The sequence below is a fragment of the Streptomyces yongxingensis genome (assembly GCF_055597465.1).
The window spans coordinates 2,994,946-3,012,425 of record NZ_CM145717.1; the positions used below are offsets into that span (position 1 = coordinate 2,994,946).

General features: G+C 71.5%; 17 protein-coding genes. 14 read left to right on the forward strand and 3 right to left on the reverse strand.

What is annotated here, in order from left to right:
- Nucleotides 1–120 precede the first annotated feature (120 nt).
- Nucleotides 121–813, forward strand: coding sequence for a class I SAM-dependent DNA methyltransferase (locus tag ACZ6TD_RS12545; protein ID WP_471353494.1), 693 nt, complete (start codon nucleotides 121–123; stop codon nucleotides 811–813).
- Nucleotides 814–815: 2 nt separating this feature from the next.
- Here the strand turns inward: ACZ6TD_RS12545 and ACZ6TD_RS12550 are convergent, their stop codons facing one another.
- The gene (locus tag ACZ6TD_RS12550; RefSeq protein WP_471353496.1) at nucleotides 816–1,898 is read right to left on the reverse strand and encodes a bile acid:sodium symporter family protein; all 1,083 of its coding nucleotides are present in this window, start codon (nucleotides 1,896–1,898) and stop codon (nucleotides 816–818) included.
- Nucleotides 1,899–2,153: 255 nt separating this feature from the next.
- On the opposite strand from ACZ6TD_RS12550, the gene ACZ6TD_RS12555 reads away from it, so the two are divergent.
- From ACZ6TD_RS12555 to ACZ6TD_RS12595, 9 genes are all read left to right on the forward strand, one after another.
- Nucleotides 2,154–3,047 (forward strand): LysR substrate-binding domain-containing protein, encoded by an 894-nt coding sequence (locus ACZ6TD_RS12555; protein ID WP_471353497.1) that lies wholly within the window; start codon nucleotides 2,154–2,156, stop codon nucleotides 3,045–3,047.
- A gap of 186 nt (nucleotides 3,048–3,233) precedes the next feature.
- Nucleotides 3,234–5,060 (forward strand): AMP-dependent synthetase/ligase, encoded by a 1,827-nt coding sequence (locus ACZ6TD_RS12560; protein ID WP_471357677.1) that lies wholly within the window; start codon nucleotides 3,234–3,236, stop codon nucleotides 5,058–5,060.
- A gap of 19 nt (nucleotides 5,061–5,079) precedes the next feature.
- On the forward strand, nucleotides 5,080–5,754 hold the full coding sequence (locus tag ACZ6TD_RS12565) for a hypothetical protein (RefSeq protein WP_471353499.1): 675 nt from the start codon (nucleotides 5,080–5,082) through the stop codon (nucleotides 5,752–5,754).
- A gap of 57 nt (nucleotides 5,755–5,811) precedes the next feature.
- Nucleotides 5,812–6,621, forward strand: a complete 810-nt coding sequence (locus tag ACZ6TD_RS12570) for an effector-associated domain EAD1-containing protein (protein ID WP_471353501.1) — start codon at nucleotides 5,812–5,814, stop codon at nucleotides 6,619–6,621.
- A 94-nt stretch (nucleotides 6,622–6,715) separates the two neighbouring features.
- Nucleotides 6,716–7,546 (forward strand): aldo/keto reductase, encoded by an 831-nt coding sequence (locus ACZ6TD_RS12575; protein WP_471353503.1) that lies wholly within the window; start codon nucleotides 6,716–6,718, stop codon nucleotides 7,544–7,546.
- Nucleotides 7,547–7,714: 168 nt separating this feature from the next.
- On the forward strand, nucleotides 7,715–8,890 hold the full coding sequence (locus tag ACZ6TD_RS12580; RefSeq protein WP_471353505.1) for a S1 family peptidase: 1,176 nt from the start codon (nucleotides 7,715–7,717) through the stop codon (nucleotides 8,888–8,890).
- A 182-nt stretch (nucleotides 8,891–9,072) separates the two neighbouring features.
- Nucleotides 9,073–9,657, forward strand: coding sequence for a sigma-70 family RNA polymerase sigma factor (locus ACZ6TD_RS12585; RefSeq protein ID WP_044568962.1), 585 nt, complete (start codon nucleotides 9,073–9,075; stop codon nucleotides 9,655–9,657).
- Nucleotides 9,654–10,430 carry an anti-sigma factor gene (locus ACZ6TD_RS12590; RefSeq protein WP_471353508.1) on the forward strand — a complete coding sequence of 259 codons (777 nt, stop codon included), beginning with the start codon at nucleotides 9,654–9,656 and terminating at the stop codon, nucleotides 10,428–10,430. The genes ACZ6TD_RS12585 and ACZ6TD_RS12590 overlap by 4 nt, the downstream gene beginning before the upstream one ends.
- Nucleotides 10,431–10,558: 128 nt before the next feature.
- Nucleotides 10,559–11,923, forward strand: coding sequence for a cryptochrome/photolyase family protein (locus ACZ6TD_RS12595; RefSeq protein ID WP_471353510.1), 1,365 nt, complete (start codon nucleotides 10,559–10,561; stop codon nucleotides 11,921–11,923).
- 99 nt (nucleotides 11,924–12,022) lie between these two features.
- Here ACZ6TD_RS12595 and ACZ6TD_RS12600 read toward each other — a convergent pair whose 3' ends face one another.
- Nucleotides 12,023–12,334 (reverse strand): 4a-hydroxytetrahydrobiopterin dehydratase, encoded by a 312-nt coding sequence (locus ACZ6TD_RS12600; protein WP_471353512.1) that lies wholly within the window; start codon nucleotides 12,332–12,334, stop codon nucleotides 12,023–12,025.
- An 80-nt stretch (nucleotides 12,335–12,414) separates the two neighbouring features.
- Between ACZ6TD_RS12600 and ACZ6TD_RS12605 the strand changes: the two genes are divergently transcribed.
- On the forward strand, nucleotides 12,415–13,218 hold the full coding sequence (locus tag ACZ6TD_RS12605; protein ID WP_471353514.1) for a helix-turn-helix domain-containing protein: 804 nt from the start codon (nucleotides 12,415–12,417) through the stop codon (nucleotides 13,216–13,218).
- 166 nt (nucleotides 13,219–13,384) lie between these two features.
- Here ACZ6TD_RS12605 and proP read toward each other — a convergent pair whose 3' ends face one another.
- Nucleotides 13,385–14,848: a glycine betaine/L-proline transporter ProP gene (proP, locus tag ACZ6TD_RS12610; RefSeq protein WP_471353516.1), complete on the reverse strand. Its 1,464-nt coding sequence runs from the start codon at nucleotides 14,846–14,848 to the stop codon at nucleotides 13,385–13,387.
- Between the two features lie 254 nt (nucleotides 14,849–15,102).
- Here proP and ACZ6TD_RS12615 point away from each other — a divergent pair, with 254 nt between their 5' ends.
- The 3 genes from ACZ6TD_RS12615 to ACZ6TD_RS12625 are packed head-to-tail and all read left to right on the forward strand — an operon-like array spanning nucleotide 15,103 to nucleotide 17,457.
- The gene (locus tag ACZ6TD_RS12615) at nucleotides 15,103–15,969 is read left to right on the forward strand and encodes an isocitrate lyase/PEP mutase family protein (RefSeq protein WP_471353518.1); all 867 of its coding nucleotides are present in this window, start codon (nucleotides 15,103–15,105) and stop codon (nucleotides 15,967–15,969) included.
- A 14-nt stretch (nucleotides 15,970–15,983) separates the two neighbouring features.
- Nucleotides 15,984–16,418 (forward strand): hypothetical protein, encoded by a 435-nt coding sequence (locus ACZ6TD_RS12620; RefSeq protein ID WP_471353520.1) that lies wholly within the window; start codon nucleotides 15,984–15,986, stop codon nucleotides 16,416–16,418.
- Nucleotides 16,419–16,470: 52 nt separating this feature from the next.
- The gene (locus ACZ6TD_RS12625) at nucleotides 16,471–17,457 is read left to right on the forward strand and encodes a bile acid:sodium symporter family protein (RefSeq protein ID WP_471353521.1); all 987 of its coding nucleotides are present in this window, start codon (nucleotides 16,471–16,473) and stop codon (nucleotides 17,455–17,457) included.
- Nucleotides 17,458–17,480: the final 23 nt, after the last annotated feature.

Below are 17,480 nucleotides of genomic sequence, written 5' to 3' on the forward strand. Positions count from 1 at the left end.
CCCCTTCCCACAACTGGGGCTCCGCCCCAGACCCCCGGGGTCCGGGGGCGGAGCCCTTGGTGGCGGGAATGGGGCGGGGAGGGGAACGATCCGGGGTGCGTCCCGCTAGGGTCTACGGCCGTGACCGAAGCCGACTTTCTCCACTCCACCCGGGCGTCCTACGACGCCATGGCCATCGACTACGACGAGCGTTACCGCGATGAACTGGCGGCCCAGACGCTGGAGCGGGCCGTACTCGCCGGGTTCGCCGAGCTGGTACGGAACGCCGGGGGCGGACCGGTGGCCGATGTGGGCTGCGGACCGGGCCGGGTGACCGCGCATCTCCACGGTCTGGGGCTGTCCGTGTACGGGATCGACCTGTCGCCGCGGATGGTGGAGCTGGCCCGGCGGGAGCACCCCGGGCTGCGGTTCGAGGAGGGGTCGATGCTGGCCCTGGACATCCCGGACGGCACCCTCGCCGCCGTGGTGGCGTGGTACTCCACGATCCACATTCCGCAGGAGCGGCTGCCGGATGTGTTCGCCGAGTTCCACCGGGTGCTGGCGCCCGGTGGATACGCGCTGGTGGGCTTCCAGGTGGGCGATGAGCCGCGGGTCTACACGGAGGCGTTCGGTCATGAGGTGTCGCTGACCTTCCGCCGGTGGCAGCCGGACCGGATCGCCGAGTTGCTGGCCGGGGCCGGACTGCCGGTCCACGCCCGGACCGTCCGTGAACCGGAGCGCTGGGAGCCCACCCCGCAGGCGTCCCTCATCGCCCGCAAGCCGCTGCCGCCTGCCGACGACCGGACCGCCGGAAACGCGGCCGCCACGAGCTGACGTCAGACGCGGGTCAGCGCGGCGTCGTCCGCGCTGTCCGTATCAGCCTGAGCCCCGGACCGGTTCTCGGCTCCCGGCACCGCCGCCTCCGGCGCCCGCGCCGCGAAGCGGCGGGCCAGCACCGCGCAGACCATCAGCTGCATCTGGTGGAAGAGCATCAGCGGCAGCACCGCCAGGCTCGCCTGGGCGCCGAAGAGCACACTCGCCATCGGCAGCCCGGCGGCCAGGCTCTTCTTCGACCCCGCGAACACGATCGTGATCCGGTCCTCGCGGACGAAGCCCAGCTTCCGCGAGCCGTACGAGGTGAGCGTGAGCATCACCGTGAGCAGGACCGCCTCGACGCCGAGCAGGATCGCCAGCCGGGCCGGGGTCACCTGGTGCCAGATGCCCCGGTTCATGCCCTCGCTGAACGCCGCGTAGACCACGAGCAGCACCGAGCCCCGGTCGACCAGCCGCAGCACCACCCGGTGGCGTGAGATGAACCCGCCGATCCAGCGGCGCAGCAGCTGACCGGCGACGAAGGGGGCCAGCAGCTGAAGCCCGATCTTGATCATCGAGTCGGCCGAGAAGCCGCCTCCGCTGCCGCCCAGCAACAGCGCGACCAGCACCGGGGTGACCACCACGCCGAGCAGGCTGGAGAAGGAGCCCGCGCAGATCGCGGCGGCCACATTGCCCCGGGCGATCGAGGTGAAGGCGATGGAGGACTGGACCGTGGAGGGCACCAGGCACAGGAAGAGCAGCCCGGTGTAGAGGGGATGCGTCAGCACGTACGGCACCAGGCCGCGCGCGGCCAGGCCGAGGGCCGGGAAGACGACGAAGGTGCACACCAGCACGGTCAGATGGAGCCGCCAGTGGCGCACCCCGTCCAGCGCCTCACGGGTGGAGAGGCGAGCACCGTAGAGGAAGAAGAGGAAGGCGACCGCGACCGTGGTGGCCCCGTCGGTGATGGTGGCGGCCCGGCCGCTGACCGGGAGCAGCACGGCGAGCGCCACGGTGCCGATGAGTCCGAGGATGAAACCGTCCAGGGGGAGCCAGGAGGGAAGGGTGGGAAGGGCGATCTTGCGGACGTGCGGGCGGTGCGGCATTCGTTCTCTTTCTCGCTCTTTCTGGCCGGACTTCTCGCTCTTCCTGGCCTGGCTTCTCGCTCTTTCTGGCCTGGCTTCTCGCTCTTTCTGGCCTGGCTTCTCGCTCTTTCTGGCCTGGCTTCTCGTTCTTCCTGGCCTGGCGTGGACACGGACGGCGCCCGTTCCATGGTGCCCCCGATCAAGGCCATCGGGAATCCCGTATACCGCTCTGACTGTCATCGCGTTCCGTGATGGCCTGGGCGTACAGTGGCCGCCATGTACGACCCCGCCCAGCTCCGGACGTTTCTCGCGGTGTCCCAGACCCTCAGCTTCACCCAGGCCGCCGACCGCCTCGGGGTGCGCCAGTCCACCGTGAGCCAGCAGGTGCGCAAGCTGGAGACGGCCGTCGGACGGCAGCTCTTCGCCCGCGACACCCATGGGGTGGAGCTGACCGAGGACGGCGAGGCGATGCTGGGGTTCGCCCGCTCCATCCTGGAGGCGAACGAGCGGGCGGCGAGCTGGTTCCGGGGCACCCGGCTGCGCGGCCGGCTGCGCTTCGGCGCCTCGGAGGACTTCGTGGTGACGCGGCTGCCGGAGATCCTGGAGGGGTTCCGCCGCGATCACCCCGAGGTGGATCTGGAGCTCACCGTCGAGCTGTCGGGCACGCTGCACGAGCGGCTGGAGGCGGGCAAGCTGGATCTGGTGCTGGCCAAGCGGTCCGAGGACCGGCCGGGCGGGCAGTTGGTGTGGCGGGACCGGCTGGTGTGGATCGGCGCCGAGCGGCTGCGGCTGGATCCGGACCGTCCGCTCCCCCTGATCGTCTTCCCGCCACCGGGGCTCACCCGGGCCCGCGCGCTGGATGTGCTGGAGCGACACGGCAGGTCATGGCGGATAGTGTGCACCAGTGGCAGTCTCAACGGCCTGGTCGCGGCGGCCCGCGCCGGGCTCGGGGTGATGGCCCACACCCATGGCCTGATTCCGCCGGGCCTGGCGCCGGTCCCCGAACGGGCGGGGCTACCCGACCTCGGCCCGGTGGATTTCGTACTGCTGTACGGAAAGCGTCGGCACGAGGACGCCTCGCACGCCGCCGCGGAGGCACTCGCCGCCGCGATCCTGGCGGGGCCTGTGCCACGATCGGAGAGATTTCGTGCAGAAGACCGTTACAGATAAGCCACACACGCGGCGCATAGGACCAGACTCCACGCAATCCGCCCTCGTCGGCGCCTGATTGATACCCTTTCACCTCACTGTCCGCCCGGCATTCCGTACGTTCCGGGCACAAAACACCTCTCCCGCATCGGGGGCCGGATCGGGTACGGTCGCGGCGCTGTGCCCAGCGGCTTCAAGGAGCAGGTATTGCGCGAGTTCACCGTCCCCCCGTTGGCGACGCCGCCTCAGGCCGGAGGACTGGCGGATGCCGTCTTCGACCATGCGGACTCCGACCCCCTCCGGGTTGCACTGGCGCGCAAAACGGCGGACGGCGGCTGGCAGGACGTGACCGCGGGCCAGTTCCGGGACGAGGTGACGGCGCTCGCCAAGGGCCTGCTGGCCCGTGGTGTCCGATTCGGCGACCGCGTCGCCATCATGTGCCCCACCCGCTACGAGTGGACGCTCTTCGACTTCGCCCTGTGGACCATCGGCGCCCAGAGCGTCCCGCTGTACCCCACCTCCTCCGCCGAGCAGGTCTGCTGGATGCTGCACGACGCGGGGGTCTCCGCGTGTGTCGTGGAGCATGAGGACCACGCGATGACGGTCGGCTCGGTGGTCGGCCGGCTGCCGCATCTGAGGCAGCTGTGGCAGCTGGACGCGGGGGCGCTGGAGGAGCTGCTGGCGGCCGGGGAACCCGTCGAGGACGATCTGGTGGAACGGCACCGGCTGGCCGTGACCCCCGAGCAGCCCGCGACCATCATCTACACCTCGGGCACCACCGGCCGCCCCAAGGGCTGTGTGATCACGCACGCCAATCTGATGGCGGAATGCGACAACATCGTCGAGCGGTACGAGGAAGCCTTCCACTCCAAGCGGGGCGACGAGGCCGCCACCCTGCTCTTCCTCCCGCTCGCCCACGTCTTCGGCCGGATGGTGGAGGTCGCCGCCATCCGCGGCAGGGTCAAGCTCGGTCACCAGCCCAAGCTCTCGGCCGCCGCGCTGCTGCCCGATCTGAAGACGTTCCGGCCGACCTTCATCCTCGCGGTGCCGTACATCTTCGAGAAGGTGTTCGCGGCGGCCCGCCGCAAGGCCGAGGCGGAGGGCAAGCTGGGGGTGTTCGAGAAGGCCGTGGACGTGGCGGTGCGGTACGCGGAGGCGCAGGAGGCCAAGGCGTTCGGCACCGGGCCGGGTCCGGGCGCCGGGCTGCGGGTGCAGCACCAGTTCTTCGAGAAGGCCGTCTACGGCAAGGTGCGCGCCGCGATGGGCGGCCGGGTGCGGCACGCGATGTCGGGCGGTTCGGGCATGGAGCGGCGGCTCGGACTGTTCTTCGCGGGCGCGGGCGTCACCATCTACGAGGGGTACGGCCTCACCGAGTCCACCGCCGCCGCCACCGCCAACCCTCCCGAGCAGACCCGCTTCGGCACGGTCGGCGTGCCGATCCCCGGCACCACGGTGCACCTGGCCGACGACGGCGAGGTGTGGGTGCGCGGCGGCCAGGTCTTCGAGGGCTACCTCGGCGATCCCAAGGCCACCGACGCGGTGCTGCGCGACGGCTGGCTGGCCACCGGCGATCTGGGCACGCTGGACGACGACGGCTATCTCACCATCACCGGGCGGAAGAAGGAGATCCTGGTGACCTCCAGCGGCAAGTCGGTCTCCCCGGCGGGCCTGGAGGAGCGGGTGCGGGCGCATCCGCTGGTGGCCCAGTGCATCGTGGTGGGCAACGACCGCCCGTACGTCGCGGCGCTGGTCACCCTGGACTCGGAGGCGGTCGCGCACTGGCTGGCGATGCGCGGCAAACCGGAGCTGCCGCCGGGCGAGCTGGTCCGGGACCCCGATCTGGAGACCGAGATCCGGCGCGCGGTGGTCGCGGCGAACACCACCGTTTCCCAGGCGGAGTCGATTCGTACCTTCCGGATACTTGCCGCGCAGTTCTCCGAGGAGCATGGTCTGCTGACGCCGTCGCTGAAATTGAAGCGAAAGGCGATCGAACAGGCGTATGCCGTCGAGGTCGAGGCGCTGTACCACTCCTGAGCCGCGAAGGGGGCACGAAATGATCGATGTCATTCTCCCCGAACTTCCCGAACGCGAACTGGCCCTGTTGTCCGAGGAGACACCCCAGCCCAGCGGCCCGAGGCTGGCCGGGCGCGTGGTCCTGGGCGGGCCGGTGGCCTTACCGGTCACCGCCGAGCTCGTCGGACCGGATCCGGAGCTGCTGGACTTCCTGCGCACCGAGGCGGACAACGCCGTCTATCACCTGGTGCATCTGTCGGTGACCTGCGCCCGGGACGCGCCGGACCCCGTCCTGCACTCGGTCAATCTCGATCTCAGCCTCACGGCGGAACCGGTGCGGCGGGGCACCACGGTCTTCCAGCCGGTGGCCTGGTCCATGACCCCGCGCCGGCTCACCGCCGAGGTGACGGCACCGGCGCCCGCGGCCCACCTCGGCCCGCGGCTCGGATTCCAGGACGGTGGCGGCACCGTCTTCGGCGAGCGGGTCTGTCTGGAGGCGCGGCGGGAGCTGCGCTCCGACCCGGGCTGGGAGATCCGGCACACCTCCGCGGTGCGCATCGGCGGGACGTACCGGCTGGCCATGGTGGTGCGGGCACCGCGCGGGGCGGTGAGCCGGGCGGCGGTCGCGGTGGGCGCCACGGTGCGCGAGGGCCACACCCTGCACCGCTTCCGGGAGGAGCTCGAGGAACCGCTGCGCCTGGCCGCGCTTCAGTAGGGACGGAACCGGGGGGCACACAGCGGTACGAGCACAGGCGAGGAGCGACGGAACACGGTGGACGGCCAGGACGGGGACGGGCATCCGGCGCTGACGGCCGAGGAGCTAGGGGAGTTGACGCGGGTCTTCCCGCCCGGCCCGTCCGCCGTGGCGCTGCTGCGCAGAGCGGGCTTCCCCGCCGAGCACATGCCGGCGGCCGCCACGACCGCCGGGGAGTTCTGGTCCGCGGTGGCCGGGGCGGTCGCCGCGGGCCGGGTCGCGGACGGCAGGCTGCGCGTCCTGGCCGCCGCCTGCGTCTCCTATCCGCACAACGAGGTGTTCCGCGCCGCCTTACGGGAGCGGCCGGGCGGCCGCGGGATCCGGCGGGTGCTGGTGACCGGCGCTGCCCCGGGCGGCCAGGAGTTAGCCGCGGTCCAGCGGGCGGCCCGTGGCGTCCTGACGGTGGACCGGTGCCCCGCCGCGGCCGCCACCGATCTGCGGCGGATCCTCACCGTACGCCCGGATGTGCTGCATCTGGTCTGCCGCCGTGAGGGGCGCACGCTGGTCTTCGAGGACGGCGACGGGCGGGCGCATCACACACCGGCCGCACGTCTGGCCGAGCTGCTGACCGTCTACCGCCGGCTGACCGGCGCCCCGCTGCCCGGGGTGGTGCTCGGCTGCCCCGAGGGCGCGCCGCTGGCCGGTCTCTTCGCCGGGGCGGCCGAGGTGGTGGTCGCCCACCGCGGACCGCTGGACGGCGCGGCGTCGGCGGCCTTCGCGGGCGGGCTCTACGGTCTGCTGGGCGAGGCGCCCACGCTGGAGCGGGCGGCGGAGCGCATGGGGCGGGACGGGGACGGGGTGGTGATCCTGCGCGGGCGCCCCTGGTAGACGGCCGGCGGGAATACCGAAGGGAATGCCGGGCAGCCGTTGATCGTTGCACTTCTGGAAGCACGCCCACATCCGACGTAAGGATCGACTGCTCGTGAGCAAGGTCCCCTTCATCACGCTCAACAACGGCGTACGGATGCCGCAGCTCGGCTTCGGTGTCTGGCAGATCCCGGACGACGAGGCGCAGGTCGCGGTGCGGAACGCACTGGACGCCGGGTACCGCAGCATCGACACCGCCGCGATATACGGCAACGAGGAGGGCACGGGGAAGGGACTCGCCGCGTCGGGCATCGCGCGCGACGAGCTGTTCGTCACCACCAAGCTCTGGAACGGCGAGCAGGGGTACGACTCGACCCTGCGCGCCTTCGACACCTCGCTGACCAAGCTGGGCCTGGAGTATGTGGATCTCTACCTGATCCACTGGCCGATGCCCGGGGTCGACAAGTACGTGGACACCTGGAAGGCGTTCGAGAAGATCTACTCCGAGGGCCGCGCCAAGGCCATCGGCGTGTCCAACTTCCACCCCGCCCACCTTCAGCGGCTGCTCTCCGAGACCTCGATCGTCCCGGTGATCGACCAGATCGAGCTGCACCCGCAGCTGCCGCAGGCGGAGCTGCGCGCCTTCAACGCCCGCCATGACATCGCCACCGAGGCGTGGTCCCCGCTCGGCCAGGGCAAGGGCCTGCTGGAGGACCCGAAGCTGGCGGCGATCGCCGAGAAGCACGGGAAGTCCCCGGCCCAGGTGGTGCTGCGCTGGCACCTCGACCTCGGCAATGTGGTGATTCCCAAGTCCGTGACCCCGTCCCGGATCAAGGAGAACATCGACGTCTTCGACTTCCAGCTGGACTCCGAGGACCTGGCGGCGATCGACTCCCTCGAGACCGGCGTCCGTCTGGGCCTGGACCCCGAGACCTTCAACGGCTGAGCCCGAGCGCTCCGCCGTTCCGCCCCGTCGCGCCCCCTGCGGCGGGGCGGACCCGTATCCCCATACGGGGCAGATGCGGCCCACCGAGCGAGGCACGTCCCCGGCAATTACGCTTGGCGCCCAGAAGGGCACACAGCGTGACCACATTCCTAGCCGAGGAGACAGAAGATGTCCCGCAGACGCCGTCACGGCCTCGAGCTGGCCGCCGGTTGCACCGTCGCGATAGCCGCCCTCTTCCTGGGGAGCGGCATACCCGCGGTGGCCGACCCCGGTGAACCCTCCCCCCGCCCCCGGCGGGAGGTGCCCCCCGAGATGCTGGCCTCGATGCAGCGCGATCTGGGTCTGACGGCCGATGAGGCGCGGATGCGGATATCCAACGAGTACCGGGCCGGAGAGGCCGAACCGGGGCTGCGCAAGAGCCTGGGCAGCTCCTACGGCGGCGCGTGGGTGTCCGGCAACACCGCCGAACTCACCGTGGCCACCACCGACGAGGAGCAGAGCGCCACCATCACGGCCGGCGGCGCCAAGGCCGCCGTCGTCAAGCACAGCCTCCAGGCCCTCGTCGACGCCAAGCAGGCCCTGGACCGCGCCGCCTCCGAGCGCCCCCCGGCCGTCGATGTCGCCTCCGCCTGGTACGTGGACGTCAAGACCAACAGCGTCGTGGTGCAGTCGGCCGAGCCCACCGAGGCGGCCGCCTTCGTCGCCGCGAGCGGCGCGGACCGCGAGGTGGTACGGATCGTGGAGTCGGCCGAGCGGCCGAGCCCGCTGTACGACCTGCGCGGCGGCGAGGCGTTCTACATCAACGACGCCGCCCGCTGCTCGATCGGCTTCCCGGTGACCAAGGCCGAGCAGAACGGCTTCGTCACCGCCGGGCACTGCGGCAGCCAGGGGGACACCACCGCCGGCTTCAACCGGGTGGCGCAGGGCACCTTCCAGGGCTCCAGCTTCCCCGGCAACGACTACGCATGGGTGGCCACCAACGCCGACTGGGTCCCGCAGCCGTGGGTGATCGGCCCCGAGGGCACCAACGTCACCGTCACCGGCTCCCAGGAAGCGCCGGTGGGCTCCTCCGTCTGCCGCTCCGGCTCGACGACCGGCTGGCACTGCGGCACCATCCAGCAGCACGACACCAGCGTGCAGTACCCCCAGGGCACGGTCAGGGGGGTCACCCGCACCAACGTCTGCGCCGAGCCGGGCGACTCCGGCGGCTCGTTCATCTCGGGCAGCGAGGCGCAGGGCGTCACCTCCGGCGGCTCCGGCGACTGCACCGTCGGCGGCACGACGTACTACCAGCCGGTGAACCCGATCCTGACGACCTACGGGCTCACCCTCACCACCGGCTGACGCCGGGCGCCGAGGCCGCCGCGGTCGAGCGACCGCCGGCGGTCTCGCGCGTGTCCGGCACACCGTGACGATCGCCGGCGCTTGACGTGTTCGGAGCACCTTGACCAATCCGCACCCGTCCGGGCGACGAATGAGGTACGACACCTTGCGTGTGCGCCGCATCGTTCCCGGAAGGACGGCCCGTGAGAGAACCCGTGTACATCGGCGGACCCGCCGCGCGCGGACCAGACCTCGAAGAGTTGCTCCAGATGGTGGCCCGAGGGGACCAGAACGCGTTCGGAGCCCTCTACGACGCCGTCAGCGGGCCGGTCCTGGGGCTGACGCGCAGTCTGCTGCGCGACCCGGCCCAGGCCGAGGAGGTCACACAGGAGGTCCTGGTCGAGGTGTGGCGGTCCGCGGCGCGGTTCGAACCGGGCCGGGGCAGCGCCATGTCCTGGATCATGACGGTGGCGCACCGGCGCGCCGTGGACCGGGTGCGCTCGGCGCAGGCCGCCTCCGACCGCGAGGAGCGCGCCGCGCTGCTGTCCCGCACCCCGGCGTTCGACGAGGTGACCGAGCAGGTGGAGGCCAGGCTCGAGCGTGAGCAGGTGCGCCGGTGCATGCGGACGCTGACCGAGCTCCAGCGGCAGTCGGTAACGCTCGCCTACTACCGGGGCCGCTCCTACCGTGAGGTGGCGGAGCTGCTGTCGCTGCCCCTCGGGACCGTGAAGACCAGACTCCGGGACGGGCTCATCCGGCTCCGGGACTGCATGGGGGTCGGCGCATGACCAGAGCGGATCTGCACACCTTGACCGGGGCGTACGCGGTGCACGCCCTGTCGGGGCGGGAGTTGACCGAGTTCGAGCGGCATCTGGCGGTCTGTGACGCCTGCCGCCAGGAGGTACGGGAGCTGCGGGAGACCGCCGCCAAACTGGCGGTGGCCACGTCCCTGACCCCGCCCCCGACGATGAAGGACGATGTGCTGCGGCGGATCGCCACGGTCCGCCAGGAGCCGCCCCGGGTGGCGGCGCGGGAGGCCCGGGAGTCCCACGCGGGCCCCCGGCGGCGCACCGGGCGGCGGGCGATGAACTTCGCGCTGGCGGCCTGTGTGGCCGCGGCCGCCGCGTGCGGCGGGGTCGCGGTGTGGCAGTACCGGCAGGCGTCCGACGCCCGCGACACCGCCCGCCGCTCCGAGCAGCGGGTGGCCCAGGCGGAGGAGATGACCCAGGTGCTGGCCGCGCCCGACGCGCGCACCCGCAGCGGCCGGATGACGGACGGCTCGACCGGCACGGTGGTGGTCTCGCGCGGGCTGAACAAGGCGGTGTTCCTCGCCTCGGGGCTGCCCGAGCCGCCCGCCGGGCGGATCTACCAGCTGTGGTTCAGCGACGGCGGCACGATGCGCCCGGCCGGTCTGATGGACTCCTCCGGCCGGAGCACGGCGGCGGTCATGAGCGGCGCGGTCGGGGAGGCGTCGGCCATGGGGGTGACGGTCGAGCCCGCCGGAGGGTCGAAGGCCCCGACGAGCGATCCGCTGGTCCTGTTGACGTTCCCCTCGGCGTGAGCGGGCGACGTCGGGTCATCAGATGGCATCGGCTCTCATCAGGTGACATCGGGCGTCGTCGGGTGACATCGGGTGACATGGAGCGCGAAGCCGCCGATCCGCGGGACCGGGTGCGGTAAGGGAGAGGGATGAGCACGTCCCTCTCCGTCTTCACCTCCGATCTGCGGCTGTCCGACAACCCCGTGCTGCGCGGCGCGCTGCGCTCCGCCGAGCGGGTCGTGCCGCTGTTCGTCGTGGACCGCGGCCTGGCCGGGACGGGGTTCGCGGTCCCCAACCGGGTGGCGTTCCTGGCCGACGCCCTGGCCGATCTCGACGCGGGGCTGCGCGAGCGCGGCGGGCGGCTGGTGGTCCGCCGGGGGGACGCGGTGGCGGAGATCCTGCGGGCGGCGCGGCAGGCGGACGCGGACGAGGTGCACATCGCGGGCGGGGTGAGCGGCTACGCCACCCGCCGCGAGCGGCGGCTGCGCGAGGCGCTGGAGGCGGACGGACGGCGGCTGCGGGTGCACGGCGCGGTGGTGACGGCGGTGGAGCCGGGCGAGGTGACCCCGGCGGGCAAGGACCACTTCGCGGTCTTCACCCCGTACTTCCGCGCCTGGCAGCGGGCCGGGTCGCGCAGGCCGCTCACCGCGCCGCGCACGGTGAACGTGCCGTCCGGGCCGCGCTCGGAGCCAGTGGCGGCGGTCATCTCGCTCGCCTCCGGCAGCCCCTCCCCCGGGCTGCCCGAGGGCGGGGAGACGGCGGGCCGCCGCCGCGTGCGCACCTGGTGGCGGTCGGGGTTGAGGAGTTACGCCGAGCGGCAGGACGATCTGGCGGGCGACGCCACCTCCCGGCTCTCCCCGTATCTGCACTTCGGCTGTCTGTCCCCGGTGGAGCTGGTGCACCGGGCGCGGGAGGCGGGCGGCGCGGGCGCCGACGCCTTCGTACGGCAGTTGGCCTGGCGGGACTTCCACCACCAGGTGCTGGCCGCCCGGCCGGACGCCGCGCACGCCGACTACCGCCCGCGGGGCGACCGGTGGCGCGCGGACGCGGCGGAGGTCGCGGCCTGGAAGGCGGGGCGCACCGGCTATCCGCTGGTGGACGCCGGGATGCGGCAACTGCGCCACGAGGGCTGGATGCACAACCGGGCGCGGCTGCTGGTGGCGAGCTTCCTCACCAAGACGCTCTACCAGGACTGGCGGATCGGCGCCCGGCACTTCCTGGAGCTGCTGGTGGACGGGGATGTGGCCAACAACCAGCTGAACTGGCAGTGGGTGGCCGGCACCGGCACCGACACCCGCCCGAACCGGGTCCTCAATCCGCTGGCGCAGGCCCGGCGGTTCGACCCGGACGGCGCGTATGTGCGGCGCTGGGTGCCGGAGCTGGCCGGGGTGACCGGCTCCGGCGTCCACACGCCGTGGCGGCTGCCGAGGGCCGAGCGGGACCGGCTGGACTACCCGGACCCGCTCGTGGACCTCCAGGAGGGGCTGGCCCGCTTCCGGCACGCCCGGAGGTGACTCCACGCCCGGGGGTGACTCCGGGACCGTCGGCCGGTCTACGGGGTGTCCGCCGGACCTTTCAGCCCGCCGCAGGCGCCAAGATCCGCCGGACACCCCCTAGTCGGCGCGGGCGCCGTGCTGCGGGGCGATCGCCTCGATCCGGCCGGCGAGCTCGAAGTCCAGCGCGGTCACCTTGCCGCCGACACTGTGGGTGTTCACCGTGACGCCCACCTTGTTGTAGCCGAGGGTGAGGTCGGAGTGGTGGTCGAGCTCCTCCTGGATGGTGGCGATCTCCGCCACCAGCCCGGCCGCCTGCGGATGGCCCTTGAAGACATACGTCCGGGAAAGCCGGTCGTCCGCGAACGACCAGCCGGGAAGCTGCTCCAGACGTCGCTGGATCTCCTGGTCGGTGAGCGGCTCGACTGCCATGACACGTCCCTTCGTCGCGGGTGACCGGTGGCCCTTCCACCCTGCCATGGGCCCCGCCCGGCGTCGGCTACCTTCAGGTCATGACGACTGCCGCGCCGCCCCGGGTGGGCGCACTGCTGCGCGAGTGGCGGGACCGCCGCCGGATCAGCCAGCTCGAGCTCGCGCTGCGCGCCGACTCCTCGGCCCGCCACATCAGCTTCATCGAGACCGGCCGGTCGCGGCCCAGCCAGGAGATGGTGCTCCGGCTCGCCGACCACCTCGACGTCCCCGTCCGCGAGCGCAACGCCCTGCTGATCGCCGCCGGTTACGCCCCGCACTATCCGGAGCGGTCGGTGGACGACCCGTCGATGAGCGCCCTGCGCGACTCCCTGGAGCGGCTGCTGACCGGCTATGAGCCGTATCCGGCGCTGGTGGTGGACGGCACCTACGAGGTGCTGGCGGCCAACCGGGGCATCGCGGCGCTCCTGGAGGGGGTGGCGGAGCATCTGCTGAGGCCCCCGCTGAACGCGATGCGCCTCACCCTCCACCCCGAGGGCCTCGCCCCGCGCATCCGCAACCTCCGCGAATGGCGTGGCCATCTGCTGGACCAGATGGACCGGCAGCTCGCGCTGCTGCGCTCCTCGCCGCTGCGCGCGCTGTACGACGAGGTGGCGGCCTATCCGCTGCCCGAGACCGGCGGCCGGGAGACGGCGACCGCCGGTGACACCCCGCCCTTCGCGCTGCCGATGATGATCGAGCACGGCGGGCGGGTGCTGTCGTTCATCTCGACGATCGCGACCTTCAACACCCCCATGGACGTCACGGTCTCCGAACTGGCCATCGAGACCTTCCTCCCGGCCGACCCGGAGACCGCCGCCGCCCTGGGCCGGTTCAGCCGACCCTAGGGACGCGGTGTCAGCCGGCCGTGGAGACCAGCTCCCCGGGTGAAGCGGAACCGGATCCCGGACCGGAGGGCGCCGGCCCGGAACCCGATGCCCCAACCCTGCCGCCGCCGCGCGCGGGGGTCGATTACCGCCGAGGTAATGGAGACCGAAGGCAGACCGTGATGACTCAGGACCGCTGGGACTCCACGAGCGCGATGGCCTCCTCCTTGGTGGCCACGGCGGGCGGCGAGCCCTCCAGCGGCTTGCGGGCCGTCTCCTTCATCACGGCGGCGGCGATGATGCCGACGACCGCCGCGAGCATCGTGTAGTAGGCGGGCATCAGATCGTTCCCGGTGCTGCTGACCAGGCCCTCGGTCACCAGCGGGGTGGTGCCGCCGAAGAGCGAGACGGAGATGTTGAAGGCGATGGAGAGCGAGCCGTAGCGCACGTTCGTCGGGAAGAGCGCGGGGAGCGAGGCGGACATCACGCTCACGTACGGCAGCAGACACAGCCCCAGGAGCAGCAGACCGGCGAAGACCGGGACGATCCCGCCCTGCTTGATGAGCAGGAAGCACGGCACGGCGAGCACCAGGAAGCCGACGGAGCCGGCCATCAGCACGGGCTTGCGGCCGATGCGGTCGGAGAACCGGCCGACGAAGGTGATGGCCGCCATCAGCACCAGCATCACGATGATGATCGAGACCAGGGCGCTGGTGCTGCTGTAGTGGAGGGTGTCCGACAGATACGTCGGCATGTAGGACAGCAGCATGTAGTCGGTGATGTTGTACGCGGCGACCAGCGCGACGCACAGCGCCATCGCACGCCACTGGGTGCGGAACACCTGCCAGAACGGCAGGCTTTCGCGCTCGGCCGCGTTGGTGGAGCCCTCGTCCTCCAGCTTCTGGAACGCGGGGGTGTCATCCAGCTTCAGCCGCAGATACAGACCGACCAGCCCGATCGGCGCGGCGGCCAGGAAGGGAATGCGCCAGCCCCAGGAATCCATCGAGGAGTCGGCGAGCGTCACGGTCAGGATGGTGACGAGTCCGGCCGCGGAGGTGTAGCCGATCAGCGTGCCGAACTCCAGAAAGCTGCCGTAGTAGCCACGGCGCTTGTCGGGCGCGTATTCGGCGATGAAGGTCGAGGCGCCGCCGTATTCCCCGCCGGTGGAGAAACCCTGGAGCATACGGAACAGGATGAGCAGCGCGGGCGACCAGAAGCCGATGGCGGCGTAGCCGGGGATGAGTCCGATGGCGAGCGTGCTGGACGCCATCATGATCATGGTGAAGGACAGGACCTTCTTACGGCCGATCCGGTCGCCCAGCGGCCCGAAGAACAAACCTCCCAGCGGACGGACCAGAAAGGCCACCGCGAAAGTCGCCAGGGAGGAGAGCACCTGGGCCGTGCCATTGCCGGACGGGAAGAACACTTTGCCGATGGTGACCGCGAGATAGCTGTAGATCCCGAAGTCGAACCATTCCATGGCGTTTCCCAGCGCGGCGGCCTTCACCGCTTTCCGGACGGTCCTCTCCTCGGTGACCGTGATGTCGCTCCGACGCAGTGGAGGGTTCTTGCGTCGCTGGACGGCACGCCAGAGCAGGCGGTGCCGGGAGGGCGCGGACGCGGAGACTTCGGCATCGGTTTGGACAGGCACAAGCAACTCTTTTCAGTGGACAGGCCCGTTGCGCATACCCCGAGATCGCCGCGGCATGCGCGGCGTGTCGCAGACCACCCATGACGAGGGCCGCGGCGCTCAAGGAACGTTCGACCCCGGCCCGAGCCGGAACAGGCATCTTCAGGGAAAACCCGGCGGGTTGCTTTACCGATTCTTGGCCTTCGCCATACCTGTCCACGCCATCGCACGACCCGTCACGCAGCGCCGAAAGGCGCCGAACTCAAGGGGACATCATGCTCTACGGCAATGCCCTCCGAAAGGCCATCAGTTCCTCTTCCACCACCCCTCTCATCGGCATCTACGACATGTACTCGGCGTCCATCGCCGCACAGCACTACAACGGCTTCTTCGTATCCGGATTCGGGTTCGCCGCATCGCATTACGGGCTCCCCGATATCGGCTTCATCGCCTGGCCCGACATGCTCGCCTTCGTGGAGCGGCTGCGGCTGGCCTTCCCCGAACACCATCTGCTCGTGGACATCGACGACGGCTATGTGGACCCCGAGGTCGCCTGCCATGTGGTGCAGCGGCTGGAGCGCACCGGGGCCTCCGGGGTGATCCTGGAGGACCAGCGGCGCCCGCGCCGCTGCGGCCACGCCGACGGCAAGCTGATCCTGCCGCTCGAGGAGTACCTCGAGAAGCTCCAACTGGTGCTGAGCAGCAGGAAGGACCTGGTGGTGGTGGCGCGTACGGACGCCACCGAGGAGCCCGAGATCCTGCGGCGGGCGGCCGCGCTGGCGGAGACCGACGCGGATGTCGTCCTGGTCGACGGGGTGCGCAGCGTGGAGTGGATCCGCAAGGTCCGCAAGGTCATCGGGGACAAGCCCCTGCTGTTCAATCAGATCGCGGGCGGGAAGTCGCCGAGGCTCTCCCTGTCCGAGCTGTCCGAACTCGGGGTGGATGTCGCCATCTACAGCACTCCGTGCCTGTTCGCCGCCCATGGCGCGATCGACGGGGCGCTGAGCGATCTCAAGACGGCGGACGGGCGGCTGCCGGACACCCGGAAGACCGGGGCCATCGGGGTCAAGGGCGCCACGGAGCTGCTGGAGAAGAACATCAGCAGGCACCACGGGGACCGTCAGCCCGCCAGGGTCGGATGACGAGGGTCGCGCGCATGCCCTCGACCTTCCTCGGGCCCGGCCCCGGCCGGCGCCGTAAGCCCCGCAAGGGCGTCCTTCCCATCCGTCCGTCCACGGCGGGGCTCCTCCTGGCGGCCACCGCGAGCGTGCTGTGCGCGGGCCCCGCGTCCCCCGCCAGGGCCGCGCCGCCGCCCGCGGGCACCCCGCACGACGAGGACTGCGAACCGGAACAGGCCGCACCCGCCTCCGACCAGCACAACGGCCTCGTGGTCATCGACAACTCCGCCGCCGACTCCTGGCTGGAGGTCGACCGCACCCTCAACACCCTGCTGCTGAGCCGTGGCACGGCGGGCAGCGACCACGACGGGGGCGGAGGCGCCATCGACGTCCTGGCCGGCGACATCACCGGCGCGGATCCGGTGCTGCCGCAGATCGGCCACCCGCCGTGGCAGACCGGAAGCGGTGATTGATGTGCGATGGAGGTCCTGGCCGCTGTCGTGGCCGGGCCGGCTCGGGAGGGCGGTGGACCCCTATGTCGCCGCCCTCCTCGGGACGGTCGCACTGGCGGCGCTGCTGCCCGCGAGCGGGGCGGCGGCCACGGCCGTCGGCGATGCCGCGGACATCGCGATCGGGCTGCTCTTCTTCCTCTACGGTTCGCGGCTGTCCACCCGTGAGGCGCTGAACGGGCTGCGGCAGTGGCGGCTGCACCTGGTGGTGGGCGGGAGCACCTTCGCGCTCTTCCCGCTGCTGGGGCTGGCCGCGGGCGGCCTCGCCCCGTTCCTCCTCACCGACCAGCTCTACACCGGTCTGCTCTTCCTGTGTGTGGTGCCCTCGACCGTCCAGTCGTCGGTCGCCCTCACCTCCACCGCCCGGGGCAATGTCCCGGCCGCGATCTGCGCGGGGACGTACTCCAGCCTGCTCGGCATGATCGTCACCCCGCTGCTCGCGGCGTGGCTGATCGGCTCGGACGTCCGCTTCTCGGCCGATGGGCTGCTGGCCATCGCCACCCAGCTGCTGCTCCCCTTCCTCGCCGGGCAGGCGCTGCGCCGCTGGACCGCGCCGTTCATCGGCCGCCACAAGAAGGTGCTCGCCCTGCTGGACCGGGGCTCGATCCTGCTCGTGGTCTACACGGCGTTCAGCCGGGGCATGACGGAGGGCATCTGGAACCAGATCACCCCGGCCCGGCTGCTGGCGCTGCTGGGGCTGGCCGCGGCCGTGCTGGGGCTGGCCCTCACCACGACGTCGTTCACCGCGCGGCGGCTGGGCTTCCGCCGGGAGGACCGCGTCACCATCGTCTTCTGCGGCTCCAACAAGTCCCTGGCCACGGGGTTGCCCATGGCGGCGGTGCTGTTCGGGGACGCGGCCGGGCCGGTGATCCTGCCGCTGATGCTCTTCCACCAGCTGCAACTGATGGTGTGCGCGATCATCGCGGGCCGGTGGTCCCGGCGGGCGCCGGAGGCCGTCTCCGCGCCCGGAGAGCGCGTCAAGATCACGGAGGCGAGGGGGTAGCGGGACCTGGGACCAAGGGGAGA

Excerpts from the sequence above, each read along its gene's own strand:
- ACZ6TD_RS12595 (WP_471353510.1), top strand. The coding sequence starts at position 10,559 with ATGAGCACGTCCCTCTCCGTCTTCACCTCCGATCTGCGGCTGTCCGAC.
- ACZ6TD_RS12605 (WP_471353514.1), top strand. The coding sequence starts at position 12,415 with ATGACGACTGCCGCGCCGCCCCGGGTGGGCGCACTGCTGCGCGAGTGG.
- ACZ6TD_RS12565 (WP_471353499.1), top strand. The coding sequence starts at position 5,080 with ATGATCGATGTCATTCTCCCCGAACTTCCCGAACGCGAACTGGCCCTG.
- ACZ6TD_RS12620 (WP_471353520.1), top strand. The coding sequence starts at position 15,984 with ATGCCCTCGACCTTCCTCGGGCCCGGCCCCGGCCGGCGCCGTAAGCCC.
- ACZ6TD_RS12580 (WP_471353505.1), top strand. The coding sequence starts at position 7,715 with ATGTCCCGCAGACGCCGTCACGGCCTCGAGCTGGCCGCCGGTTGCACC.
- ACZ6TD_RS12600 (WP_471353512.1), bottom strand. The coding sequence starts at position 12,334 with ATGGCAGTCGAGCCGCTCACCGACCAGGAGATCCAGCGACGTCTGGAG.
- ACZ6TD_RS12550 (WP_471353496.1), bottom strand. The coding sequence starts at position 1,898 with ATGCCGCACCGCCCGCACGTCCGCAAGATCGCCCTTCCCACCCTTCCC.
- ACZ6TD_RS12590 (WP_471353508.1), top strand. The coding sequence starts at position 9,654 with ATGACCAGAGCGGATCTGCACACCTTGACCGGGGCGTACGCGGTGCAC.
- ACZ6TD_RS12555 (WP_471353497.1), top strand. The coding sequence starts at position 2,154 with ATGTACGACCCCGCCCAGCTCCGGACGTTTCTCGCGGTGTCCCAGACC.
- ACZ6TD_RS12615 (WP_471353518.1), top strand. The coding sequence starts at position 15,103 with ATGCTCTACGGCAATGCCCTCCGAAAGGCCATCAGTTCCTCTTCCACC.